Annotated in this window: 20 protein-coding genes; 13 read left to right on the plus strand and 7 right to left on the minus strand. The window is 68.8% G+C overall.

Annotation, left to right across the window (positions count from 1 at the left end; translation table 11 throughout):
- Positions 1 to 355: 355 nt before the first annotated feature.
- The gene (locus AB0I10_RS15445) at positions 356 to 691 is read right to left on the minus strand and encodes a hypothetical protein (RefSeq protein ID WP_363152950.1); all 336 of its coding nucleotides are present in this window, start codon (positions 689 to 691) and stop codon (positions 356 to 358) included.
- Positions 692 to 743: 52 nt separating this feature from the next.
- Between AB0I10_RS15445 and AB0I10_RS15450 the strand changes: the two genes are divergently transcribed.
- The 3 genes from AB0I10_RS15450 (at position 744) to pip (ending at position 3632) form a co-directional block, all read left to right on the plus strand.
- Positions 744 to 1340: a TetR/AcrR family transcriptional regulator gene (locus tag AB0I10_RS15450; RefSeq protein WP_363152951.1), complete on the plus strand. Its 597-nt coding sequence runs from the start codon at positions 744 to 746 to the stop codon at positions 1338 to 1340.
- A gap of 94 nt (positions 1341 to 1434) precedes the next feature.
- Positions 1435 to 2592: an agmatine deiminase family protein gene (locus AB0I10_RS15455; RefSeq protein WP_363152972.1), complete on the plus strand. Its 1158-nt coding sequence runs from the start codon at positions 1435 to 1437 to the stop codon at positions 2590 to 2592.
- Between the two features lie 77 nt (positions 2593 to 2669).
- A complete protein-coding gene (gene pip, locus AB0I10_RS15460; RefSeq protein ID WP_363152952.1) occupies positions 2670 to 3632 on the plus strand; it encodes a prolyl aminopeptidase in 963 nt (320 codons plus the stop codon).
- A gap of 218 nt (positions 3633 to 3850) precedes the next feature.
- Here the strand turns inward: pip and AB0I10_RS15465 are convergent, their stop codons facing one another.
- The 4 genes from AB0I10_RS15465 to AB0I10_RS15480 form a co-directional block, all read right to left on the minus strand.
- Positions 3851 to 4516: a class I SAM-dependent methyltransferase gene (locus tag AB0I10_RS15465; RefSeq protein ID WP_363152953.1), complete on the minus strand. Its 666-nt coding sequence runs from the start codon at positions 4514 to 4516 to the stop codon at positions 3851 to 3853.
- Between the two features lie 78 nt (positions 4517 to 4594).
- The gene (locus AB0I10_RS15470; protein ID WP_363152954.1) at positions 4595 to 5095 is read right to left on the minus strand and encodes a hypothetical protein; all 501 of its coding nucleotides are present in this window, start codon (positions 5093 to 5095) and stop codon (positions 4595 to 4597) included.
- Between the two features lie 350 nt (positions 5096 to 5445).
- Positions 5446 to 5670 carry a hypothetical protein gene (locus AB0I10_RS15475; RefSeq protein ID WP_363152955.1) on the minus strand — a complete coding sequence of 75 codons (225 nt, stop codon included), beginning with the start codon at positions 5668 to 5670 and terminating at the stop codon, positions 5446 to 5448.
- A 1-nt stretch (position 5671) separates the two neighbouring features.
- Positions 5672 to 5989 (minus strand): hypothetical protein, encoded by a 318-nt coding sequence (locus AB0I10_RS15480; protein ID WP_363152956.1) that lies wholly within the window; start codon positions 5987 to 5989, stop codon positions 5672 to 5674.
- A gap of 1210 nt (positions 5990 to 7199) precedes the next feature.
- Between AB0I10_RS15480 and AB0I10_RS15485 the strand changes: the two genes are divergently transcribed.
- The 5 genes from AB0I10_RS15485 to AB0I10_RS15505 all read left to right on the plus strand — a co-directional run bounded on the left by AB0I10_RS15485 (position 7200) and on the right by AB0I10_RS15505 (position 13990).
- Positions 7200 to 7730 carry a hypothetical protein gene (locus AB0I10_RS15485; protein ID WP_363152957.1) on the plus strand — a complete coding sequence of 177 codons (531 nt, stop codon included), beginning with the start codon at positions 7200 to 7202 and terminating at the stop codon, positions 7728 to 7730.
- Between the two features lie 14 nt (positions 7731 to 7744).
- Positions 7745 to 8563, plus strand: a complete 819-nt coding sequence (locus tag AB0I10_RS15490) for a class I SAM-dependent methyltransferase (RefSeq protein WP_363152958.1) — start codon at positions 7745 to 7747, stop codon at positions 8561 to 8563.
- 229 nt (positions 8564 to 8792) lie between these two features.
- Complete coding sequence (locus AB0I10_RS15495) at positions 8793 to 9122, plus strand: hypothetical protein (RefSeq protein WP_363152959.1); 330 nt, start codon at positions 8793 to 8795, stop codon at positions 9120 to 9122.
- A gap of 604 nt (positions 9123 to 9726) precedes the next feature.
- The gene (locus tag AB0I10_RS15500; RefSeq protein ID WP_363152960.1) at positions 9727 to 11358 is read left to right on the plus strand and encodes a helix-turn-helix domain-containing protein; all 1632 of its coding nucleotides are present in this window, start codon (positions 9727 to 9729) and stop codon (positions 11356 to 11358) included.
- Positions 11359 to 11527: 169 nt separating this feature from the next.
- Positions 11528 to 13990 carry a SpoIIE family protein phosphatase gene (locus AB0I10_RS15505; RefSeq protein WP_363152961.1) on the plus strand — a complete coding sequence of 821 codons (2463 nt, stop codon included), beginning with the start codon at positions 11528 to 11530 and terminating at the stop codon, positions 13988 to 13990.
- Here AB0I10_RS15505 and AB0I10_RS15510 read toward each other — a convergent pair.
- Positions 13947 to 15374, minus strand: a complete 1428-nt coding sequence (locus AB0I10_RS15510) for an NAD-binding protein (RefSeq protein ID WP_363152962.1) — start codon at positions 15372 to 15374, stop codon at positions 13947 to 13949. The genes AB0I10_RS15505 and AB0I10_RS15510 overlap by 44 nt on opposite strands.
- Positions 15375 to 16081: 707 nt before the next feature.
- Between AB0I10_RS15510 and AB0I10_RS15515 the strand changes: the two genes are divergently transcribed.
- The 5 genes from AB0I10_RS15515 to arsM all read left to right on the plus strand — a co-directional run bounded on the left by AB0I10_RS15515 (position 16082) and on the right by arsM (position 22548).
- A complete protein-coding gene (locus AB0I10_RS15515; protein ID WP_363152963.1) occupies positions 16082 to 17545 on the plus strand; it encodes an amino acid permease in 1464 nt (487 codons plus the stop codon).
- A 143-nt stretch (positions 17546 to 17688) separates the two neighbouring features.
- Entirely contained in the window at positions 17689 to 18624 is a 936-nt protein-coding gene (locus tag AB0I10_RS15520) for a hypothetical protein (RefSeq protein WP_363152964.1), read from the plus strand.
- Between the two features lie 754 nt (positions 18625 to 19378).
- Positions 19379 to 21319, plus strand: a complete 1941-nt coding sequence (locus tag AB0I10_RS15525) for an ABC transporter ATP-binding protein (protein WP_363152965.1) — start codon at positions 19379 to 19381, stop codon at positions 21317 to 21319.
- Between the two features lie 132 nt (positions 21320 to 21451).
- Positions 21452 to 21664 carry a cold shock domain-containing protein gene (locus AB0I10_RS15530; protein WP_363152966.1) on the plus strand — a complete coding sequence of 71 codons (213 nt, stop codon included), beginning with the start codon at positions 21452 to 21454 and terminating at the stop codon, positions 21662 to 21664.
- Between the two features lie 113 nt (positions 21665 to 21777).
- Positions 21778 to 22548 (plus strand): arsenite methyltransferase, encoded by a 771-nt coding sequence (arsM, locus tag AB0I10_RS15535; RefSeq protein WP_363152967.1) that lies wholly within the window; start codon positions 21778 to 21780, stop codon positions 22546 to 22548.
- Between the two features lie 35 nt (positions 22549 to 22583).
- Here the strand turns inward: arsM and AB0I10_RS15540 are convergent, their stop codons facing one another.
- Positions 22584 to 24104 (minus strand): serine/threonine-protein kinase, encoded by a 1521-nt coding sequence (locus AB0I10_RS15540; RefSeq protein ID WP_363152968.1) that lies wholly within the window; start codon positions 24102 to 24104, stop codon positions 22584 to 22586.
- Positions 24105 to 24770 lie beyond the last annotated feature (666 nt).

Genomic DNA, 24770 nt, shown 5'->3' on the forward strand with positions numbered 1-24770 from the left:
CCGCTGCGGCTCCTGCTCCAGCCTCGCCGGATTTTCCTGCTGCTCGCTCGCCAACGCGCTCGCCCGCTTCCCACGTTCGTTTTGGTGTCCGTGCACGGGCAGCAGCGGGGTGTGCTGCGCACGCGACGGAGCCCGGAAACACCCGCGAACGAGGTCAGCCGCGCCGGGTGGCCCGACCCTAGGTCTCGATCAGAAGCGGAACAAGACTTCCGGCATGCGAGATTTTGAGTTTGGGGAGATGGGTGGCGGAAGTGTCGTCTGAGCCCGGAAAATGGCTGGTCAGGGGCGTGCTCGGGCAGGGAGAGGGTGGCGGAACCTCACCGGGACTGCAGAACCTCACCGAGACTGCGGAACCTCACCGGGACTTTCGATAGAGGGCGACGGCGCTCTCGGGCGGAAAGTTGGGGACAGTGGTCGTCTCACCGGTGTCCTTGGCCACCACGATGTTGGCTCCGCCGGGCGGCGGCGGGACGGGGTTGCCGGCGGCGTCGGTGCCGGTGGTGCGCGGGAAGGTGGCGTACACCAGGTAGCCGATGTCGAATTCGTGGACGTGCAGGGGGGCGGGGGTGCCGTCCGGCCACTTCGGCTGGGCGTAACGGCTGCGGACGATGGCGAGGGCTTCCTCGGGGGTCGCCGGTGGCGTGGTGGCCGGTGGTGCGGTGGTCGGTGGTGTGGGGCTTTCCGGGGTCACGGGGCCTCTTCCGGCTGGGCTGCGTATGCCGTGTCGCGGATAGGGTGTCACGGTGTCGAAAGCCTCCAACCGCCAGAAGCTGATCCTCGAAGCCGCCACCCGGCTCATCGCCCGGCGCGGTGTACGCGGACTGCGGGTGGAGGAACTGGCGGCCGAGGCCGGGGTCTCGACGGGGCTCATCTACTACCACTTCGGCGACCGTGCCGGACTGATGCGCCGGACGCTTGAGTTCATCAATGAGCGGGCCGAGCGGTATACGGAACCGTCCGCGAGCCCACGCACCGATCCCCGTGCCTATCTCGAAGAGATGCTGCTTCTCGAATTGCAGGATGTACCCGCGGTGGTGGAGAACAGCACCGCGTGGGGCGAGTTCCGGGCGAGCGCCATGTTCGACCCCGAGCTGCGGGAACAACTCCGGGAGGCGACGGCCCAGTGGGCCGACGACGCGGGTGATCTCATCCGCCGGGCGCAGGAGGCCGGGACGGTCCGTGATGACGTGGTCGCTTCGGACGCGGCCGAGCGGATCACCGCGCTTGTGGAGGGCCTGAGCGAACGGTGGCTGACCGGCGCGATTCCCCTCGACCGTGCGCGGGAGCTGCTGCGGGGGGCGCTGGAGCTGGAGCTGGGGCCGGTGGGCGGCGGGAAGTAGGCCGCCTGCCCTTTCCTCTGGGTAGCAGCCGCTCCGCCACACCCTAATTCTTGACTGAATTTTCAGTCAGTGTCACTCTGTGGGCATGCGCCCCATGACCGATTCGCCCTCATCCCTGTCCCTCTCCCGCCGCACCCTCCTGCGCTCCCTCGGTGGGGTCGGTGCGCTCGCGCTCGGCGGTGTGGCCTGCTCGCCGGAGGCTCCGAAGGGCGGGACCGCAGGCCCGAGCCCGTCGGCCGCCGGGCGCCGCCTGGGCGCCGAATGGGAGAGTCACGCCCGTACGTTCATGGCCTGGCCCGCCTCGGCGGCGATCTGGGGCCGATATCTCCCCGACGTCCGCCGGGACATCGCGGGGCTGGCGCGCGCCATCGCCGACTACGAACCCGTGGTGCTGCTCGCCCGGCCCGGACAGGAGGACGCGGCGCGACGGGCGTGTGGCTCCGATGTCGAGGTCGCCTCGATAGCGGTGGACGATCTGTGGGCGCGCGACACCGTGCCGGTGTTCGTGGAGGACGAAAGCCGGGTCCGCGGCGTCGACTTCAACTTCAACGGCTGGGGCGGCAAGCAGGAGCGCCGTCACGATGCCCGCGTCGGCCATAGGGCGTTGGCCCAGTACGGCATTCCCCGCGACCGGACCTGGGTCGTCGCCGAAGGCGGCTCGTTGGAGACCGACGGCCGGGGCACGCTGATGGCCACCGAAAGCTCGCTGGTCAACAAGAACCGCAACCCCGGCAAGAGCCGGCAGCAGATCGAGGACGAGCTCAAGCGGGTGCTGGGCGTGCGGAAGGTGATCTGGTTCGCGGGCGTACGCGGCGAGGACATCACCGATGGGCACGTCGACTCGATGGCTCGCTTCGTCGCGCCAGGGGTGGTGCTGCTCGACAAGGCGTTCCCGGACGAGCCGGCGGACTCCTGGTCACGGGCAGCCGACCAGGCAAAGCGCGTCCTGAAGAGCTCAACGGACGCTCATGGCAAGGCTGTTGAGGTCATTGAACTGCCCCAGCCGGACCCGTACGAGATCACCGGTCGCGGCGACGCGTTCCTGTCCTCGTACGTCAACTTCTACGTCGCGAACGGGGCCGTCTTCGTCCCGCGCTTCGGTGACGCAAAGGCGGACGACCGCGCCCAGCAGATGCTGCGGGACCACTTTCCCGGCCGCGACATCGTCCCCGTGAAGATCGACACCATCGCTTCTGGTGGGGGCGGGATCCACTGCGCGACCCATGATCAGCCGGGGAAGTCGGGCGGGTAGCCCGTTGTCCGGCTCCCGGTGGGGCTTTGCCGTAATGTGCCAGGACTGTCGGTTCCTGGGTGCGAGGCGATCTGGACATGGGTGAGCTGTACTCGCCGATCGAGCCATACGAGAAGGGGATGCTCGACGTCGGCGACGGCAACTTCGTGTACTGGGAAGCCTGTGGCAACCCGGAGGGCAAACCCGCGCTCGTCGTCCATGGCGGGCCGGGATCAGGGTGCAGCACGGGCGTGCGCCGCTGCTTCGACCCGGACCGGTACCGGATCGTCCTGTTCGACCAGCGCGGATGCGGACGCAGCATTCCGCACGCGAGCGACCCCGACACTGACATGCGGCACAACACCACCGCACATTTGACCTCCGACATGGAGCGGCTCCGGGAACATCTGGGGATCGAACGCTGGCTGCTGTACGGCGGTTCCTGGGGCTCTACGCTCATCCTGGCCTACGCCGAGCAGCACCCGGGGCGGGTGTCCGAGATCGTCATCTCCAGCGTCACCACCACCCGGCGTTCAGAGATCGACTGGCTTTATCGAGGCGCCGGCCGGTTCTTCCCTGAGCAGTGGGAACGCTTCCTCGCGGGTGCCCCCGGCACGCCGCGTGACGGCGATGTGGTCGCGGCCTACGCCCGGCTGATGGAGCACTCCGATGCCGCGGTGCGGAACAAGGCCACGGCCGACTGGTGCGCCTGGGAGGACGCGGTCCTGTCCGGGGAGACGAACGGCACCGCCAACCCGTACGGCGACCGTCCGCCGGCCGCCCGGCTGGCGCTTGTCCGCATCTGCTCTCACTACTTCTCTCATGGGGCGTGGCTGGAGGAAGGTGTGCTGCTGCGCGAGGCCCATCGGCTGGTCGGCATTCCGGGAGTCCTGGTCCACGGCCGACTCGACATGGGCGGGCCGCTCGACACCGCGTGGGAGCTCAACCGTGCCTGGCCCGATGCCGAGTTGATCGTCGTCGAAGATGCGGGCCATCTGGGGAGTGTGACAACGCGCGACCATGTGCTCCGAGCCCTTGGCCGATTCGCCGGCAGTGATTGAGCTTGTCGTCAGGCGAGTTCGGGTTGTGGGGTGGCGGGTGGTGCAGCCCTCGCCTGCTCCCGGGGCGCTCCTGGGGCGGTAGCGGGCCACGGTGTGCGCGGTCGGCCCGGTGAGCTCCCCGTTCCCGGACTCGTTCACCAGCCTGGGGTCCCGGTAGAGGACGTTCGTGGCTTCCATCTCGCTCGGCTTCCGCGTCGGACTGGTCATGCGAGGGCCTGTCAGAGGCACGTAGCGCGGACCACGAGTGTGCCGATATGGCCCGGCTTCGGTGCCTCGATCACCTGGGCGTCGGCGTGGTCGAATCCGGCTTCGAGCAACAGGTCTTCCCACGTCTGTGGCTCGTAGCTGTAACGGTAGGTGAACATTGCCGGGCCGGCGAACCCGCCCTTGTACATGCCTTGGGGGCCGTATGCGCCGGGGATGGCCGGTGGCTGAGCGAAGGCGAAGACCCCGCCGGGGTTCAGACGGGCCGCGACCAGGGGGAACAGGTGCACGGGGTCGGTGAACCAGGCGGCTCCGAAAATCGAGTACACCGCGTCGTACTTCGCGGCGCTTGTGCGCAAACAGTCAAGGACCTCGGCGCAGATGAACTGTGCTCCCAAAGGACCCCATCGTTCAGTGGTGTTCTTCACCATCACCGGTGAGAGGTCGAGGCCGGTGGCCTTGATTCCCTTCTGGGCGAGAAACGCAAGGTGTCTTCCAGTGCCGCAGCCGATCTCCAGCACGGTTTCCGGGTCGCCGAGGATTTCTGGTCCGGGACCGTGGCCGGTGTACTGGGTCCAGCAGAACGTCAGCTCTTCGTCCTCGAACACCTTGTCCCGAGTGCTCTCAGCGTAGGTGTTCCATACTTCGCGTTCGTGCTCGATGTTGTGCGGTGCGGTCAACGGTCTTCCTTCGCTTCATGGTTCGGAAGGCGGAAGCCCTCGCCGGCCGGACCGGCGAGGGCGCCCACTGTAGGCGCGTCAGTGGCTGTCGGGCACCTTGCTGTCACACGGTGAGCAGTTGGCGCCGTCGATCGCCCACAGTTCGTCGTCGGCGTCGAAACCGATGGAACGCAGGAAATCGGCGGTGCGGATCACGATGCCGTCATGACGACGCTTGATGAACGGCGCGTGGTGTTTGTAGACGCCCCCGTTGTAGAGGTCGCAGAAGGCGAACATGACGGGGGTGTCGAGGTAGATCTGATGTACGCCGATGTCCACCAGCTTGCCGACGCCCAGGTGCACCTCGGGGTGTTCTACGGACGCGATCATGTACATCACTGCGTTGCCCAGGATGCGCTCGGCCATGTCGCGGACCATCGTCTCGTCGCGGAGCAGCAGTGCGATTTCTCGGTCCCAGATGGTCATGCCGCTGTCCGACACATTGATGCTCAGGTGTTTGATGTGCGGCTGTACCGCGTTGAGGAGTGCGTGCGGGTCGCGATGGTCCGTGCGACTTGGGGTTTCGAGCAGGACTGTCATGCGGTGTTCCCCTTTCGGTTGGTGTTCCGGTAGCGGGATGGGAGTCCTTGGGGTCAGCACGGCGAGTGTTGCGGTGGCCTCAGGCACGTTCCGGCGTAGAGCGGCAGTAATGGGGCGGCATATCGGCCAACAGCCTCATCACCGGTTCTCCTTGCGGCAGCGGTGACACGGGAATTCGCACGGCGGGAGTTCCACTCCCTGCGGGAAGTGGACGACCCCTGACGCCATGTCGAGCGCGCCCCCGTATTCCATCCACCACCCCTCTGGGGAATCGGTGTACGTGGTTCCCGCTAATGGGTCGGCGAGGGTCTCGGTTTTGGTTTCGCCGGGGGGCTTCGCCGCGTCGGTGTTCACGGACGTTCCCTGTGCTGCCGGGAGTTGACCTCCCGGACCCTGGCCAGCAGTTCGCCTATGACAGGGGAGAGGGCGGGAGGCGGGGTGGGGACCTCGCGGTCGGGGCACTTCGGGCTACCGCACCGGCATGGGGGCCACTTGAGCGCGTCACCGGGGACTTGGTCCCCGCCGTCCGCCTGCCGCACAGGGAGGGGGAGCCGCAGCGTCCGCATGTCGCGCATCTCAGGCCGCCACCTTCACGCCGTGAATCCAGCGCGGCCCCACGTCGATGCCGTGGACGGCCAGCCACAACGTCCGGCGCCGAGCGCGTCGCAACCGCCGTTCCTGGAGTTCCTCGTGCGTGAGTACGTACGGGCGGATGAGGGCGGAGTCCTCGCCACGCAGTAATTCGGGCTGCTGGACGGGGTTTCGGTGAGGGCGCGCCGTCGGCGTGTGCCCGCTGTACGGGGTGGGCGGTGGGCCGGCTGAGCGGTGACGTCCCGGTGCGGGAAATAGCAGCTTCAGCACTGGCACGAGCAGTCGCGCGATAGCGTTGGTCATGTCGTCAACTCCGTGTGGTTGATGGCCGCGCCCCCGGACGTTCGCCCGTCGCGGGGGTCTTGCGTGTGGTGTTTTTCTCGCGCGGAAGTGAGCGTGACCTACGCCTTCTTTGTGGAGGCGCAGTCGCCGGTGGGGTCGGTTACGTTGGGTCGCTACAGCGTTGCCCTACGCAGTGCCAGTGGCCGGATGCGAGGGACGGCCACAGGACACGAGCGCCATTGCTGGCGGCTCTCGCAGTAGTGCCGACCGGAGCTGGCCACAACGGAAGTGCATAACGAGGGTTTCGTGACGGCATGCCTTCAGCTAACCGCCGTCGCTCGTTTGAGTCGGGAGCCTGTGAGGGGGCCAGTAGGGGGGCCAGTATGGGGGCCAGCACACTTTTGCTGGGGGCGGTATGAGCGAAGCCGATGTCGGGGATCTGCTCGTCCGATTGCGCAGGAATCGCGGGTCGGTGACGCAGGCACAGGTCGCGGACGAGTACAACGCCATCGAGGGCAGCGCAGTCCCCAGGATGACGGGCAAGGAGATCGGCCGGTACGAGCGCGGGGTACGACTGCCGAACTCACGAACGCGGGGCATCTTGGCCCAGGTCTTCAGTGTTGACCGTGCGGAGTTGGATCGTGCTCATGCGGTCAGCCGGCGGGGCCAAGAGGAGCGTGAGGAGGGGGCAGCTTCGCCGGCCCCTGAGGTGGTAGGGGCCGTGCTTCCTGGGCATGGCACTGCCCGTCCTCCGTCGGCGTGTGAACTTGCCACGGATGCTGCCCAGTCGGCGAGGTTCGCTCGGTTCATTGCCACCGTGAACACGACAGCGACCACGGTCGAACAGCTCGACGCAGACACTGCTCGGCTCGGTCGACAGTTCGTTAGTCGGCCATTGGAAGACTTGTACGCGGAGATTCGCGATCTCCGGGTTGAAACGTTCGAATTGCTGCGTGGGCGTCAACGTCCGGTATATACACGTGACTTGTTAGTGACTGCCAGTCGGCTCTGCGGTCTGTCGGCGCACGTCTGCCTTGACAGTGGCGATTACGGATCGGCTGCCACTCACGCACGCACTGCGTGGTCGTGCGCTGAAGCTGCCGGACACCACGAAATGCAAGCATGGGCGAGGTCAGTAGAGTCACTCATTGCCTTCTGGGACGGCAACCCGCAAGCGGCCGTAGACCTCGCTCGGCAGGGGCAGGTCTACGCAACTCCTGGAAGCGTGGGAGTGCGTCTTGCCAGTCTTGAGGCGAGGGCGCTCGCCGTCGCCGGTAATGCAGATGGCGCTGCTGTCGCGCTGGCGAACGCGGAGCGGGCCAGGGATGAGATCCGTGGGCCTGACGAGATGCCTGGCATCTTCAGCTTCCCGACGGCCAAACAGTTGACCTACGCCGGCACCACCCACCTCGCCATAGGTGGTGCAGGCCATGTGCGGCAGGCGATCGACTGTGCCGAGGCCGCAGTCGGCTTGTACCGCGGTGCCCCCGCCGACGATCGCTCGACCTTCGACCTGGTCGCCGCGCACCTCGACCTCGCTCGGGGGTACATGCTTGCCGGTGACATGGATGCCACCGAGGCGCTGCTCGCCGCTGTCCTGGGCTCAGGGCCGGAGCAGCTTTCGGCCAGCATCCTTACTCGGCTTGAAGCTCTGGCCGGCGAGCTGGGAGCCGCGCAGTACCGTGGATCATCGCGGATCGCCCATCTACGCGAGCGCATCACGAGTGCCGCTACGCCTGTGCCATTGCCTGCCGCTGAATAACCGGAGCCGCCGACGTGACCGACCGTTCCGCCGAGCAAGACGCCGCCGTAACCGATCGCGCCATCCTGACCGGTAGCGCATACCGCACTGGCCGGGATCTCGCCGCGCGACAGTCCATCTACCAATGGCAGACACCGCGTTATGACCTACCCGGCATCGTTGTGGAACAGCTACAGGGCACACGGGGCAGTGTCGTCGACGTCGGGTGCGGTAACGGAAAGTTCATCGAGCGCCTGCGGCAGGACCGGTCCGATTTGCGGCTGCTTGGTCTCGACGTCTCGCTCGGCATCCTCGCCGGCGTTCCCCGCCCTGTAGCGGTGGCCGATGCCGTGCAGCTTCCCTTGCCCTCGTCGAGTGTCGACAGCGCGCTCGCTCTCCACATGCTCTACCACGTCGAGGACATAGCGGCCGCGGTCAATGAGCTTGCGCGGGTGGTCAAGCCGGGCGGGCTGGTGATCGTGTCCACGAACAGCGACCGTGACAAAGCAGAGCTCGACGGCCTGTGGGAGCGGGCTTCGGGCGACATCCTCGGGGTGGCCAACGGTCCGGGCCGGATTTCCCTCAGTGCCCGGTTCTCCCTGGAGAAGGCGCCGAGCCTGCTCGGTGCTGGGTTCGGCAAGGTCGAGACGATCGAGCTACCGGGGACCATCGCGGTACGCAGTCCAGAGCCGGTGATCGCCCACATGAGGTCGTACCGGGCGTGGGCGGATCAGCATGCTGTGCCGTTCGAGGAAACCATCGAGCGGGCCCGGGAGATCGTTACCGACCGCATCGAGGAGGCGGGAGCGTTCGAGATCGGCTGTCTCGGCGGAATGCTCGTCTGCACTCGCTGACGAACAGCGAGGTGCCCCGCCACCGGCCTAGCACCCGGGCTCAGCCCCCTGGCCGGCCGCGGTCGCAACCATCCATCGCATTGCCTTCGGCACCTGCCGAACCGGACTCAACATTCGATGCCAGCTGTGGAACCCCTCAGCGTTCCAGGCCATCTTCCCGGCCGTTAGCACCCGCCCGATTCGGGCTGCCTGGAAGAGCACGCCTTCCTCCCCCACAGGCAAGGAACACGTGAAAAACAAGATCATCACTGCGATAGTCCTGGCGACCCTCACCCTCGGTGCCGCTCCTGCGGCCCACGCGGTGGATCCCGTCCAGGAGCACAACATCGCAAACTGCTACTTCGACACGAGCAATACGGGCAAGAAGAAGGAAAAGTACTGTAAGGCACTCGAAGGCCGTCCGATGACCAAGACAGCCAAGAACTGCCTGCTGCGAGCTGGAGTCGGCAGCGCCGCCGCCCTGGTTGTCGGCAGGGTCAACAAGAAGGTCGCCAAGGAGATCGCAGTCAATACCGTCGGGGCCGGCGCCGCAGCCTGCCTCTCCTCCTTGATCAACTGAGTCCGAGGTCAGTCATGCTCCCCAAAATTCTCGTGTTCGCCGCGTGGTTCGTCATCCTCACAGTGGTCAACAAATTCCTCATAGACCCGCTCTGGGGCGAGCTCGTTTTCACGGCCGTCTCGGCAGGGGCGATGGTCTATCTCCTGGGCAAACTTGACCGCAGTCCGCGTACTCAAGACGCTTAGACGCCCAGCTGTCAGGATCGGCTGACCCCAGCCGATCCTGAGCAATCCTTGTTCGAACCGGATGACGGTGTACGCCTCCCGGTCGGCGATGAGAGGCGGGGACGCATTCCTGCGTCCCCGCCTCTGGGCGTACTCACCGGGTTGTTGTATCGGATGCATCAATGTTGGTACGTGACGCTGTCGGGGATCAGGGGATGGCTGTGTGCGCGGAGAAGGGGAGTCGTTTGTCGACGACTTCGGGAGTCTCTGAATGCGTCCCAGACGTGATCAATATCGATTGGCGAGACCAGCCAGCAAGACGCCGCCGCATCTGCACTCGGTGACGAACAGCGAGGTGCCCCGCCACCGGCTTAGCCCCCGGGCTCAGTCCCCTGGCCGGATACCATCAGTTACACCCGACCCGAGCAGAGGCGCCGATCATGGAACCACCTGCCGCGGCACCGCCACCCACGGCCGGCATCAGCCTGCGTCAGCTGCTGATGTCCCTGGGTGAGCCCCTGGTGGAGCTGCAGGCCGCGCCCGCCGGACTGGACGTCGAGATACGTAGCGTTGCCCTGCTCGATCCTGAGGACCCGCCGGTTGCCCATCCGGGGGAGCTGGTTCTGGCCATCGGTGCCCGTGGGCGGGCCGCCTTTCCCGCGCTGCGGGTGGCCGGGCGTGACGGGGCCGCCGCCGTCGCCGTCAAGCTGGACGCTCCCGGTCAGGCCGCCGCCCTCAGTGAGACCGCCGCCGAGGCAGGGGTCGCGCTGCTCTCCGTACGCAGCGAGGCGCGCTGGGAGCAGGTGGACGCGCTGGCCCGCGCGGCCCTCGACGACGCGCCGCCGGGCCGTCCGGGCGAGGGCGTCGAGGAGGGCGATCTCTTCTCGCTCGCCCAGACCACCGCCATTCTCACCGGCGGCATCGTCAGCATCGAGGACACCGCCAACCGGGTGCTGGCCTACTCCCGTTCCGCAGACCAGGACGAGGTCGACGACCTGCGGCGGCTCTCCATCCTGGGCTGGCACGGCCCGGAGGGGTATCTGGCGAAGTTGCGCGAGTGGGGTGTGTTCCAGCGGCTGCGCACCTCCGACGACGTGATCAACATCGATGGCGATCCCGAGCTGGGGATCCGCCGCCGGCTCGCGGTGGCCATCCGGTCAGGGGACCGGCAGCTGGGCACCATCTGGGTGCAGGAGGGCTCGACGCCGCTGACCGAGCGCTCGGAGCAGGCGCTGCTGGGCGCGGCCCGGGTCGCCGCGCTCCACCTGGTACGCCGCCGCCGGGAGCTGTCCGCCGACCTGACGCTCACCCGCACCCTCTCCGCCGGGCTCCTGGAGGGCAGCACCGGCCCCCAGCCGCTGGCGAGCCACCTGGGGCTGGACGCCTTCCGCCCGGCCGCCGTCCTCGGCTTCTCGTACGGGACCGCCGAGGCCACCGGGCCGGAGCTGACCCGCGCCGAGGTCACCAACCTGATCTCGGTGCACACCGCGGCCCGGCACCGTGCCGCCCTGGTCACCGAGGTCGATCACCGCATCTACGTGCTGCTGCCGCAGCTGCCGCGCAGCATCGACATCGGCGCGCTGCGCAGCTGGGGCCAGGACATCGCCGACGCCGCGCGCCGCCACCTGGGCCTGTCGCTGCGCGGTTCCGTCGGCTGCATCGTGCCGGGGCTGGGGGAGGTGCCCGAGTCGCGCCGGGAGGCGGACCGGATCCTCGATGCCATGGTGAACGTCGATGTCGCCACGACCGTCGCCGCGCTACCGGACATCCAGGCGGAGGTCCTGGTCAGCGAGATGCTGGCGCTGCTCGCTGCCCGCCCCGATATGAGGGACCCCCGGCTGACCGCCGTGGTCGCGCACGACAGCCGTCACCAGGGGCAGTTGGCCGAGTCGATCCTGGCGTATCTGAACTCCTTCGGCGATGTACGGGCGGCCGCCGCCCAGCTGCATGTGCACCCCAACACCCTGCGCTACCGGATCCGCCGGGCCGAGCAGCTGACCGGCCTCGATCTCAGCCGTCCCGATCAGCGGCTGCTGGCCATGCTCCAGCTGCGGCTGCCGCCGGCCACCTGAGCCGTACGCCTTCGGGGTCTCGGAGTTTCGGGGCCTTGGAGCTTTCGAGCTTGCTTTGGAGTCTTGGAGTTTTGGAGTCCTGTCCGGAATGGTGCGTACGGCGGCTTCACAGGTCATTCTCCTAGAATGTGGACTATGCGCTATGCGCCATTGAGATGACGGGCTGGCGATGATGACCTCGGAGAATGCCCTGCCGGACGAGTCGGGCCGAGCATGCGACATTGCGCACGCGGCCGCGGCCGAACTGGACGCGGCGGGCACGGTTGTCGCATGGACCCGGGCGGCGGAACGACTGCTCGGCTATCAGGCCGAGGAGATCCTGAACCGCCCCGCGGCGCAGCTGCTTGCGATCCCCGGGGACGAGGCGAGGGTGGCCGCCGTGGCCGAGTGGTGCCGCGCGGGGGACGGCTGGAGCGGGTCGGTGGCGGCGCGCCACCACGACGGCCGGAGTGTGCAGCTGGCGGTGCAGGTCACGCCCCTCCTCGACGCGGTCGGCCGGGAGCGCTGGTCCGTCCTCGCCCTCGAAGAATGGCGGGTGCCGGGCGGCGGGGTGAACCAGCTGATGCTGGAGCCGTTTCTCGCCCATGCACCCGTCGGCATGGCCGTACTGGACACCAACCTTCGCTACGTCTGGGTCAATGACGTACTGGAGCGGCTGATCCCGCTGGAGCGACGGCTGGGGCGGCAGGTGAAGGAGGTACTGCCGAGGCTGGAGGCCGAGGCGTTCGAGGAGAAGATGCTCAAGGTCCTGGAGACCGGGCGCCCGGTGATGGACTACGAATTCCGCAGCCCGACGTACGCGGACCCCCACGAGGAACGCGCCTACTCGGCGTCCTTCTTCCGCCTTGAGGACCCGCACAGCCGGCGCGTGGGCATCTGGTACATGGTCATCGACGTCACCGAGCGCTGGCGGGCCCAGGAACGGCTGGCCCTGCTGAACGACGCCAGCGCCCGCATCGGCAGCACGCTGGATGTCACCCGGACCGCACAGGAACTGGCCGATGTCGCGGTGCCGCCGCTGGCCGACTTCGTCGCCGTCGACCTGCTGGACTCGGTCCTCAGAGGCGAGGAGCCGGTTCCCGGGCCGGTCGACGGCACGCCCATCCTGCGCCGCTCCGGGCAGCAGTCGGTCCGCGAGGGCTGTCCGGAGGCCAGCCTGGCCGTGGGCGAAGCGGTACGGCGGTTGTCCACCTCGCCGATCGCCCGCTGTCTGCTGGAGGGCAGGCCCAGGGTGGAACCGATCCTGGACGTCGCCACCAGTGAGTGGGTCGCCGAGGAACCGTCGCGGGCCGACGAAGTCCGCGAGTTCGGGTTCCGTTCGGTGCTGGTGGTGCCGGTGCTGGCGCGCGGCGTCACCCTGGGCGCGGCGACCTTCGTGCGGTCCCAGCGGCTCGGGCCCTTCGAGGAGGGCGACGTACAGCTCGCCGAGGAGCTGGTCGCCCGTGCCGCGGTCTGTGTCGACAACGCGCGCCGCTTCACCCGCGAGCGCACCGCGGCCCGCGTGATGCAGCGCAATCTGCTGCCGCACGAGCTGACCGGCGGCTCCGCCCTGGAAGTGGCGTCGTGGTACTTCCCGGCGGACGTCCCGAGCGGTGTCGGCGGCGACTGGTTCGACGTGATCCCGCTCTCCGGGGCCCGGGTCGCGCTGGTCGTCGGGGACGTCGTCGGGCACGGCATCAACGCCGCGGCCACCATGGGCCGGCTGCGCACCGCCGTGCGGACGCTCGCCAATCTGGATCTGCCGCCCGATGAACTGCTGGCCCGCCTGGACGACCTGGTCATCGGCCTCGTGGAGCAGCACACCGCGGCCGAGTCGACCGCGGCCGAGAACGAGAGCGTGGCCGCCACGTTCACGGGGGCCACCTGCCTGTACGCCGTGTACGACCCGGTCAGCAGGCGCTGCACGCTGGCCCGGGCCGGCCATGTGCCGCCCGCGATCGTCAGCCCCGACGGCGCCGTCGACTTCCCCGACCTGCCCGCCGGACCGCCGCTCGGACTCGGAGCGCTGCCCTTTGAGCCCGTCGAGCTGGAGCTGGCCGAGGGCAGCCTGCTCGCGCTCTACACCAACGGCCTCATCGAGGCCTGCGACCAGGACATCAGCGTCGGCCTGTCCCGGCTGAGCCATGCCCTCGCGGGGCCCGGACCGACGCTGGAGGAGGTCGGCCAGAACGTGGTCAAGGCCCTGCTGACCGGGCCGCCGTCCGACGATGCCGCGCTGCTCCTCGCCCGGACCCGCGCCCTGGGCGGCCACCAGGTCGCCTCCTGGGACCTGCCCGCCGATCCGGCGGTGGTCGCCAGCGCCCGCACCCTCGCGGGCCGGCAGCTGTCGGAGTGGGGCATGGAGGATCTGCTGTTCACCACGGAGCTGATCGTCAGCGAACTGGTCACCAACGCCATCCGGCACGCCGCCGGGCCGATCACCCTGCGGCTGATCCGGCAGTCCGCCCTGATCTGCGAGGTCACCGACGCCAGCAGCACCTCGCCGCGCCTGCGGCACGCCCGTACCACCGACGAGGGCGGCCGGGGGCTGTTCATCGTCGCGCAGCTCACCCGGCGGTGGGGCACCCGCTACACGGCCAACGGCAAGATCATCTGGACGGAGCAGACGGCTCCGTCGGACGGGCCGCAGTGAGCGCTGCGCACCCCGGGACCGGGCCGGCCGTCCGGTCGCACGCCAGGGACTCCACCACATGGCCGCAGTCGTCCCGGGCCGGGACCGGCCACGCGACGAGGCCGCGCCCCGGCAGCTCGACATGGTCGCAGTCGGCGTCGGCTATGACCCGGCGGGGCACGGCGCCGGTCAGGTGGGCGGTCACATACGCCGCGCTGGTCCTGGTGATGTCGCGGGTCAGCCCGAGAGGCAGCAGCGAGCGGGTTTCGGCGATCGCCTCGTCCTCGCCCGCCCGGAGCACCACCCGGATGTCCGGCGCCACACCGTGGGCGGCGACGGCGACCGCGATGTTGTCCAGCTCGTGCGAGCCGACCGCGGCGAGCGCATGCGCGCGCCCCAGTCCGAGACGGGCGAGCACCGCACGGTCCTCACCGTGCGCCAGCACCACAGGAATCCCCATCGACCGCGCCAGTCGCAGATTCGGGGCGGCGGGCTCCCGCTCGACCCCGACCACCGGGACCCCCAGCTGACGCAGCGTCTGGCACAGCCGCAGCCCCACCTGGCCCAGCCCCACCACGATGACGTGCCCCGCACGGGGGAGCACCCGCGGCCCCAGGACGCCGACCAGCCGCGGGCCGAACAGCCGGTCCACGATTCCCGCGGTCAGCAGAGCGGTGAAACCCACCGTGACCAGCATCGCCGCCCCGGAGACCACCTCGTACACGGGATGGCCGCCGTGCGGCGCGGCCGGCCCCACCCCGGCGACGACCCGGGCGGCTTCCAGGAAGGCGGTACTGACCGGCTTGTGGAAGGCGCTGACCAGCCACAACCAGTCCAGGACCAGTACCGCCGCGATCCCCAGCAGCCCGATGAGCAGCAGACGGGCGTCCGCGTCATGGGGCTGCAGCTGACCGCGCAGCCGCCCGAACACCGCGCGCCGCCGCGCGCCCGCGCTCGGCCGCCACACCGTCCGCACCAGCCGTCCTTCGCGCCGGCGGACCGCCACCGCGCCGTCCCCGTCATGCCATACGGCCAGTACGTCGGGGTCCACAGGGGCCACGCACAAGCCGGCCAGCGTCGGCGCCAGGAGGTCGGCGGGCGAGACCGTCACACAGCGGCGCAGCAGTGACTGGAGCTGCTGTGCCACGGTCCGGTCGAAGACGGTGACGACGATCCGGACGGTGCCGCTGACGTGCCGTACCGCCAGTGCGTAGCGGAGCGCGGCGAGGTCGTCGCCTACGAGTACCGCGACGTGGGCCGGCCGCGCGGCGAGCGCGCGCCGAAGGTCCTGGTCGTCCGGTGCGGCGAGGTGGTCCACCGGATGCCCGCTCTCCCACAGGGCGGCGCAGACACGGCGCGCGAGGGTGGTGGCCCCGATGACGACGATGCCGTCCGGCTGATCCATCACGTCCGCCTGATCCATCCCGTCCGGCTGATCTGGCCCTCCGTCGTGACCCGGCCCTCCGTCGTGACCCGGCCCTCCGTCGTGACCCGGCACTTCGTCCCCGTGCATGGCGCTCCCTTGATCGACGCGGTCGGTGGGGTGGCGCACCTCACGCTAGGAGGACGGCGGGCCGAGGCCTCTGTCTGGCCGGCCAAGGAGTGCCTCGCGACGTTGTCCCGCCGTACCACCCGCCGCCCTGCCGCAGAGGGGAGAAGGAAGGGGAACAGGAGGGGAACGGGAGGTCGAGGGCTAGATCGCCCCCCGTTCTCGAAGGTGTGACAGCCGAATATCCGCCCCTTCAGAGGCTGCAACGCCCACTCTCCTGGGTTTCGCATTGGCCAGCTGTACAGCCATCGGCGATGAATTTGTCCTCTTTCACAAATACGCCGCCTTAACTTTCCGCATACGCTGTCGCAAATCGATTCCGGCAGTGACGCGGCTCACCTCTCACGAGGAGGCGGAGCGAACGCGGATGTGCGGCAGCCGCTACGTCACTCCCCGCGCCGGAATTCGAAGACCGCGGCCGCCCGCGCACTGCCGCTGTCGAAATGAGTCAGGGCCATGATCGCCATCCGTTCCACCTGGTCCGCTCCTGCCCTGCTACCCGAGGCGATCCAGCACGCAGTCACCCCTCGCATGACCCGTCCCAACCCTCAATGGATGTCGAGATGACTACACCTCCCCCTGCTCCCGTGGCCTCACCTCCCTCCCCTCCCAGGAACAGTCAGGCTCCGCACGAGTCAGGTCTGCAGTCCGGTCTCAAGAACCGCCATCTGTCCATGATCGCCGTTGGCGGTGTCATCGGCGCGGGTCTGTTCGTGGGCTCCGCCTCCGGTATCGCCACCGCCGGCCCCGGCATCCTGCTGTCGTACGCGTTGGTCGGCGCCCTGGTCGTCTTCGTGATGCGGATGCTCGGCGAGATGGCCGCCGCCAACCCGACGTCCGGCTCGTTCTCCGCGTACGCGGACCGGGCGCTCGGCCGCTGGGCCGGGTTCTCGATCGGCTGGCTGTACTGGTTCTTCTGGGTCGTGGTGCTCGCCGTGGAGGCGACCGCCGGCGCCGTCATCCTCGAAGGCTGGGTCCCGGCCGTCCCGCAGTGGGCCTGGGCGCTGATCGTGATGGTCGTGCTCACCGCCACCAACCTCGCCTCGGTCGCCTCCTTCGGCGAGTTCGAGTTCTGGTTCGCGGGCATCAAGGTCGTCGCCATCGTCGCCTTCATCGGCCTCGGCGCGCTGGCGATCTTCGGTGTCCTGCCCGGCTCCGACAACGCTGCGACGGGCTTCGCCAACCTCACCTCACACGGCGGATTCCTGCCGAACGGGCCCAGCGCGATCCTCACCGGCATCCTGATGGTCGTCTTCTCCTTCATGGGCAGCGAGATCGTCACCCTCGCCGCCGGTGAGTCCGAGGACCCGCAGCGCGCGGTCACCAAGGCCACCAAGAGCGTCATCTGGCGGGTCGGCGTCTTCTACCTCGGCTCGATCCTCGTCGTGGTCTCCCTGCTCCCCTGGAACGACCCCTCGATCGAAAAGAAGGGCTCGTACGTCGCGGCCCTCGACTCGATCGGCATCCCGCACGCCGGCCAGGTCATGAACGTCATCGTGCTGACGGCCGTGCTCTCCTGCCTCAACTCCGGCCTCTACACCGCCTCCCGCATGGCCTTCTCGCTCGGCCAGCGCGGCGACGCACCGAGGGCCTTCGCCCGGACGAACGCACGGGGCGTCCCGCAGGCCGCGATCCTGGTCTCGGTCGTCTTCGGCTTCGTCGCCGTCGGCTTCAACTACCTGTGGCCGGACACGGTCTTCCAGTTCCTGCTGAACTCGTCCGGCGCGGTCGCGCTCTTCGTCTGGCTGGTCATCTGCTTCTCGCAGCTGCGGATGCGCGGCATCATCCTCCGCGAGAACCCGGACAAGCTCGTCGTCCGCATGTGGCTGTTCCCGTACCTGACCTGGGCCACGATCGCGATGATCTCGTTCGTGCTGGTCTACATGCTCACCGACGACAAGCCGGGCGGCGGCCGCATCCAGGTGCTGCTGTCGGTCCTCCTGGCCGTGGTGGTGGTAGCCATCTCGCTGCTCCGCGACCGGCTCGGCGGGCGTTCCGCCAAGACGGACGCGATCTCGTCCCGCTAGGCGAGCGACGCGGCAGCCGGACTACGGCTGCACGGGCGGCGGTGTGCAAACGGCACACCGCCGTCCGCTCGTGCGTGGGGACGGACCCCGTACCCACCCCCCTCCCCTGTACCCACCCACCCGCCCGGAAGGCCGCCCACCCCATGCCCGCGTTCAGACGCCGCAAAGGCAACCTTCCCCGCTTCCTCCCCGAGCTCGACGACGTAGCCCTCGGCCAGGTCCGGCAGCGCCTTGAGACGTCCTGGTCCCGCGGCTCGCTCGACACCTCGGTCATCGCCCTGGTGGCGAACGTGATCGAAGCCGCCGGCCAGGACTGGGACCGCAAGGCGCACCGCCTGGAGGTGCTCGCCGGCGCCGCCGGCCGCGCGGTACCGGACATCTGGCGGCGCAACTCCCCGCGGGACCAAGGGGCGTTGCTGCTGCACGCCTGGTCGGACCTGCTCCAGGCCCAAAGAGGCGCGTCCGTGGACCTCACCGCCACACGCGACACCTGTCACCTCGCGGCCGACCTGCTCCCCGCCGACCCCACCCCGTGGACCCTCGCGCTGGCCACACTGCGCCTGGAACGCCGCCCGCACCGTGAAATGTCCGCGATCTGGCGGGAGATCAAGGCCCGCGACCCCTGGAACCGCGAGGCGCATCTCCAGGCCCTGGGTTACCTGTCACCCGACGAATGCGGCTCCACCGCCCTCATGCTGGACCTCCTCGACGGCATTCGCTCCGTCATGCCGGCCGACGCCCCCACCGCCGGCCTGGAGATCACCACGCTCGTCCGCAACTACCACCGGTCCTTCGCCGCCGACGGCCTGACCGCGCTCGGCGCCGGCGAACACTGGCGCCGCCCCGACCTCGCCAGGGCCCTCGACCAGGCGGCACAGGACTGGCCCAACCCGGACTTCCTCACCCACGCAGCAGCCATCGCCGACCTCAACGTACTGGCCTACGCCCTGATCAAAGCCACCCGCTCGAACGAGGCAACGGCTGTACTGCGCGCCACGAAGGGCTTGGGAACCCCCTGGCCATGGAACGTGGAGGGCGACCCGCTGGAGCGGTTCTCGCATTGGTACGGGCGGGTTTAAGGGCGGGTCTCGTTCATCGAAACGCCGTGGCACGAGGGGGAGTTGTTCGCGGACGCCGATCACCGGCGCGGCCGCTACCGGCCTGGCGCCGGCCCCCTGCGGGCGTCCCCGACCGGTGGCGTCGACCCCAATGATATTTGCTTTCGCGAATTTCATTCACTTGCGGTTCGGGGATAGAGCGGACCGGAACCCCCGTCATCGTCGCCCCGCCCGGCTGCGCCGTCATCGCGCACATCCGGCGAGGATCCCCGCCGCCGCGTGCCGTCGGGAGGACGGATCGAGGGGGGCCGACATGCCCCGCCAGCAGGGGCGAAACCCTTGCGGCCAAAGAAGATTGGCGCACCCCAAAAGTATTAAATGTCCAGATTGGGTGAATTTTCACCTAAAGTCCTTGTTAGGGCCAGATGGGCGACGTAGCCTCGGAGTTGTCGCCGCTAGGACAAGAGGCGGCGGCGAAATCATCGATCTAAGGAGGAGAAGATGAGCTTCAGCAAAGTCTTCCCTCGTAGGCGCAGGCGTCGCCACGGTCACGGTCATGACGACTGGGACGACTGCGGAGGCTACGGCCACCGTCGGCGCTACCGTCGTCGTTTCTATGGCGGCCGCAGGCTTCGGGTCTTCATCCGCCTGTGATCAGAGCCCTGAATGCTACGAGGCGGGCCCGCGCACGGCGCGGGTCGGCCTCGTGGGCTGAGGGGGCCCGTGCCCCTGGTCCCGGTCAACCGCCAGAGCATCCCGCGATGAGGTAGCCGCCATGGTTCTGCACCGCTCGCGACGACGCCCAGCGTCCCCCGAAGAGGACGCCGGGGTGGACGCCGACCTGGAGGCCGTCTATCGGGACGAGGCCGCCTATCGAGGAGCGGCGGCGGATGCCCCGATCCTCACCCGGAACGTCGCCCTCAAGGAGTCGTTCCGGCGCTTTTGGCCACTGACCAAAGGCGACCGGCGCTGGCTCATCCTCGTCTTTCTGTGTGCCATCGTGGCCGCGCTCGCTGAGACCGTGGCCATTTTGCTGTTCGCCCAACTCACCGACAACGCCCTGCAGAAGGGCTCGGTCAGCGCCTTCTGGTCACCCGCCGGCAAGTGGCTCGCGGTGGCCGTCATCGGCGCGGTGGTGGGGTATCTGGGCAACTCGCTGGCGGCCTGGACCGCCGAACGCTTTGTGATGCGGCTACGTGCCCGTCTCTTCTCCCATCTCCAGACGCTGCCGCCGCACTTCTACCAGCGCAACCGCCGCGGCGACCTGCTGGAGCGAATGACCGGTGACGTCGACGCCATCGAAGAGCTGGTGGTCACCGGCGTCGTCGAGGCGTCCGCGGCAGTGTTCAGCACCCTCTTCTTCGCCGCTGCGGCCCTGTACCTGCGCTGGGACCTGGCGCTGGTCACCTTCATCCTGGCCCCGCTGTTCTTCATCGCCACCCGCAGTTTCACCGGCCGGCTGAAGAAGGTGTCCCGCCGGGCACGCAAGGCGGACGGTGTCATCACCTCCGTCGTCGAGGAGGGGCTGGTCAACGTCGTCCTCACCCAGGCGTACAACCGGCAGCGCGACGAGGAGGAGCGGCTCGCCCGCAACGCGCGCACCTGGCTGCGGGCGTCCGTGACGAGTGCCCGCCTCAATCAGTTCTACGAGGAACTGGTGGAGGTCCTGGAAACGCTCTGCGTCCTGACGATCATCGGGATGGGCGCGTGGGAGATCTCGAAGGGGCGGATGACGCTGGGGGAGTTGCTGGCCTTCGCCGCCTTCATCGGCTACCTCTTCCCACCGATCCGCTCCCTGGGCCAGCTCGGCCTGACCGCCGTCGCCGCGACCGCCGGAGCCGAGCGGCTGCTGGAGATCCTCGACACCCGGCCCGCCGTCACCGACCCCCCTGCCGGTTCCCTGGCCGTCCCAGCCGGGCAGCGCGCCGTCGGAGAGGTGGAGGCGCGGCGGGTCACCTTCCACTACCCCGGCAGCCGGCGCGATGCCGTCCACGACCTCTCCTTCGCCGCGGGGCCCGGGGAACTGCTGGTGATCACCGGCCCCAGCGGCGCGGGCAAATCGACCCTGGCCGCTCTGCTGCTGAGGTTCTACGACCCGGACGCCGGCAGTGTCCTGCTGGACGGCGTACCCGTGAACCGCATGCCGCTCCACCAGCTCCGCAGCAACATCACGCTGCTGCCGCAGGAGGTCCTCGTCCTGCACGACTCGATCGAGGAGAACATCGCGTGCGGACGGGACGACACGACCCACGATGACGTGGTGCGGGCGGCGCGGGAAGCCGACGCCGACGGGTTCATCTCGGCCCTTCCGGACGGCTACGACACCGTCATCGCCCCCGGCACCTCCCGCCTCTCCGGAGGCCAGCTCCAGCGCATCGCCATCGCCCGCGCCATGCTCCGCGACGCGCCCGTCCTCGTCCTCGACGAGCCCACCACCGGCCTGGACGCCCTCGCCGCACAGCGCATCCTCACCCCGCTCCGCCGCCTCGCCGAAGGCCGTACCACCCTCGTCATCACCCACCACCTGGACCTGGCCGCCGACGCCGACCGCATCCTGGTCCTGGACGACGGACACCTGGTCGAGACGGGCACCCACACCGATCTCCTCCAGCGAAGCGGCCTGTACACCTCGCTCTTCGAGGCCCAGCCCCAGGCCAGGAACGGCACGGTGCAGCCGCCTGCCCGCGCCCGGCCGTCGGGCAGCCGTTGGGTGTGACCCGGCGCGGCAAAGAAATCACACGCGGGGAGCATGCATCGCATGCCGGGTCGCACGCTCTTGTAGTCGTGTGAGGACGGGCGCACGCTGCTGCTTCTGGTTCTAAATTCAACAATTGCGGGGGTGGTTGCCGTGCCGAGCGGCATAGTGAAGTGGTTCGACCCTGGAGAGGGTGTCGGCGTCATCGCGCAGGACGGCGCGGGGTGCGATGTCGTCGCGTACCGCTCGGCGATTCAGGGCAGCCGGGACCGGAGGCTGGTCAAGGGCGAGAGGGTGCTCTTCAACGTCACTCAGGACTCTGCGGGCATCCGGGCCGACAACATCCACCGGGTGCCGACCGGGTGACCAGCCCTTACTTCGACGTACATCTATGTTGACGTTTTTCGATTCAAGGCGCAATCTTGAATTTAAGAACGTCGATACAGGCTGTTCAGGGATGTCGTTGAGGAGTGAAGGTCATGAGCGAGCACGCCACCGATCTGAGGGAGACCGTCCGTCGGCATTACGCGGCCGCCGCTCTCCAGGTCACGGAGGGCGGCAGCGCATGCTGTGGCCCGCAGGCCATCGAGATCGACGAGAATTTCGGCGGCGCCCTCTACGCCGCCACCGAGCGCGACGAGCTGCCCCCCGAGGCCGTCGCCGCTTCGCTGGGCTGCGGCAACCCCACCGCGGTGGCCGACCTCCACGAGGGCGAGCGCGTCCTGGACCTCGGCTCCGGCGGCGGCATCGACGTCCTCCTCTCCGCCCGCCGCGTCGGCCCCACCGGCAAGGCGTACGGCCTGGACATGGCCGAGGAGATGCTGGCCCTCGCCCTGGCCAATGCCCGCAAGGCCGGTGCCACCAACGTCGAGTTCCTCAAGGGCACCATCGAGGCGATCCCCCTGCCCGCGAACACCATCGACGTCGTCATCTCCAACTGCGTCGTCAACCTGTCGACGGACAAGGCGGCTGTCTTCGCTGAGACCTTCCGCGTCCTGGCTCCCGGTGGGCGAATCGGCATCGCCGACGTGGTCGCCGACGACGACCTGACCGCTGCCCAGCGCGGGGAGCGCGGCGACTACGTCGGCTGTATCGCCGGTGCGCTCTCGTTCACCGAATATCGTCAGGGCCTCGAAGCCGCCGGATTCACCGGCATCGAGCTCACCCCTACCCACACAGTCGTCGACGGAATGAACTCCGTGATCGTCCGCGCCGCCAAGCCGGGTACCTGCTGCGGCGGTTGCTGCTGATCACGCCAACGGCTCGGACTCGTCACGGGGACTCGTCACTGGGACTCGTCACGGAGCCGAATTCCCTTGACGGCGTTGTCGAAGACCGGCCGGTATTCGTTCCATTGCGCCGCCGGTGCTGACAGGTAGACCACGTACTGCGTGCCGTCGGCGCCGGCGAAAGCCAACTCCGCCGCCCGGTACCCCCGCACCCTGCCCTGGAATGTGAACTCCCAGTAGCCCGCGGGCCGTCCTCGGAACGTCGTGGCGACCATCCGTTGCCGCTCGTAGTTGTCGTTGTCCCGACGTGTCTTGGCCTCTTCGGTCTCACGCCAGTGCTGGAGCGGATCGGACCCGGCGAACGCGACGATGTCGACCCGCAGGCCCACCAGCCCGGTCGGGTCTATATAGGCGAGTTCGCCACTGGGCAATTTCTTGGGGGCCCAGCCGTCCGGTACGGGGAAGGAGAAGCCCTGACCGGCCTTCTTGAGGTGGTATCCGGCGGGCAGCGGCGGCAGCGGGGAAGGGCTGGGCTTCGGAGGGCGGCTGGAGGCGCCGCCATCGGACGGACGGGCGCCCGCCGGCTCGGCGCCGCCCCCGGGCCACAGGAGTACGCCGCTCGTCGCGGTGGCGGCGGCAACCACCACTGCGGCACACCACAGCAGCGCGCGTCGGCTGCGCCTGCCCCCTCGCGCACGGGTGGCGGGAACTCCCACACGTTCCGGCTGCGTGGGCCGCTCGATGGGGGCGGTCCCCGCCTCGGCCGCACGGCCCAGGAGGCGTTCGGCCTCGTGTGCGTCCATGCGCCGGTCGGGTTCCTTCACCAGCAGACCCTCGATCACCGGGGCCAGGTCCCCGGCCTTGCGCGGGGGTTCGTAGGTGTCGGCGGCGATGGCGTAGGCCGTCTCGATCGCGGTGTCCCGGTGGAACGGATGGCGCCCTTCGACCGCCTGGTACAGCGTCGCTCCGAGGGACCACAGGTCGCAGGCGGGGCCGGGTTCGGCGATCCCGCTCCGCAGGCGTTCCGGCGCGAGGTACTGGATCGACCCGACCAGCTCGCCGGTCCTGGTCAGTGACGGCGTTCCGGACTCCACGGCGATCCCGAAGTCGGTGAGGACGATGCGCCCGTCGTGCCCGAGCAGCACGTTGGCGGGCTTGACGTCACGGTGCAGCACTCCGGCGTCGTGCGCGGCGCGCAGCGCGGCGGCCATGATGCGGCCGATCCGGGCCGCTTCGTCGGGTGGCAGTGTGCCCTTCTGCTTCAGGACGTCGCTCAGGGTGACCGAGGGTATGTACTCCATGACGATGCATGGCAGGCCCTCGTCGTCGACGACGTCATGCACGACGATCACGTTGGGATGGGTGATCCGCGCAGCGCTGCGGGCTTCGCGGCGGGTGCGCTCGTAGAGCCTCTGGACCTCATCGTCGTGCAGGTGCGGCGGAACGTGCAGTTTCTTCACGGCGACGTGCCGGCCGAGCAACTCGTCCTCGGCCCGCCACACCGTGCCCATGCCGCCGCGGCCCACCCGCTCTACCAGCCGGTAGCGGTTGGCTATGAGCCGGCCCAGATCGGACACCGTGAAACCTTCGCCTTCTTCGCACGCCCGCGCGCGCCTGAACAGACAGATTGCGGGAGCACCATAGCCCGTTCCGATTGCATGGCCATGGCAGCGGATTTCCCGGGATTCGGGGCGGTGTTCCGGGCCGAGGAGGCAGGTCCTCGGGGTTGCCGGACAACTCCCGTATTGGCCCGCCGTGTTCGCCTCCCCGATGGCCTCGAAGCCTTGAACGCCCCTTTCTGATCGACACCGATCGAGGCGTGACGCCAGGCTGGCGCTGGGGTGGCGCCATTGTGAGACGTGGATGGTGCACGTGGCGCCAGATCTGCGCCTATGTGCCGCCGGGGTGGGGTGGCGTGGGTCGGTTCTGTTGCTTTGAGGGGGGTGTCGGCGCAAGGGTGCGGGGGATTTCGTCATCGCCCGAGCCCTTGCCGTCTGCCTTTTTATGCAGGTCAGAGGCTCATTGGCCCGTGATGGCGACTCGTCGGGGAAGGGTGGGGAAGGGTGGGGAAGGCGGCGTTCGCAGTTATGGCTCGCCATGGCGCCATACGTGTGCCATGATGGCGTCATGGACCTCACGCCCTACGTGGACAATCTCCGGCACGAGCTCGCGGTCGCCGCGGATGCGGCCGGGGAGGAAACTCGTGCTCTGGCCGAGCGGCTCACCGCGCCGCTGGAGTCGGC

The organism is Streptomyces sp. NPDC050636, assembly GCF_040654775.1.
In the GTDB taxonomy this organism is placed as follows: domain Bacteria; phylum Actinomycetota; class Actinomycetes; order Streptomycetales; family Streptomycetaceae; genus Streptomyces.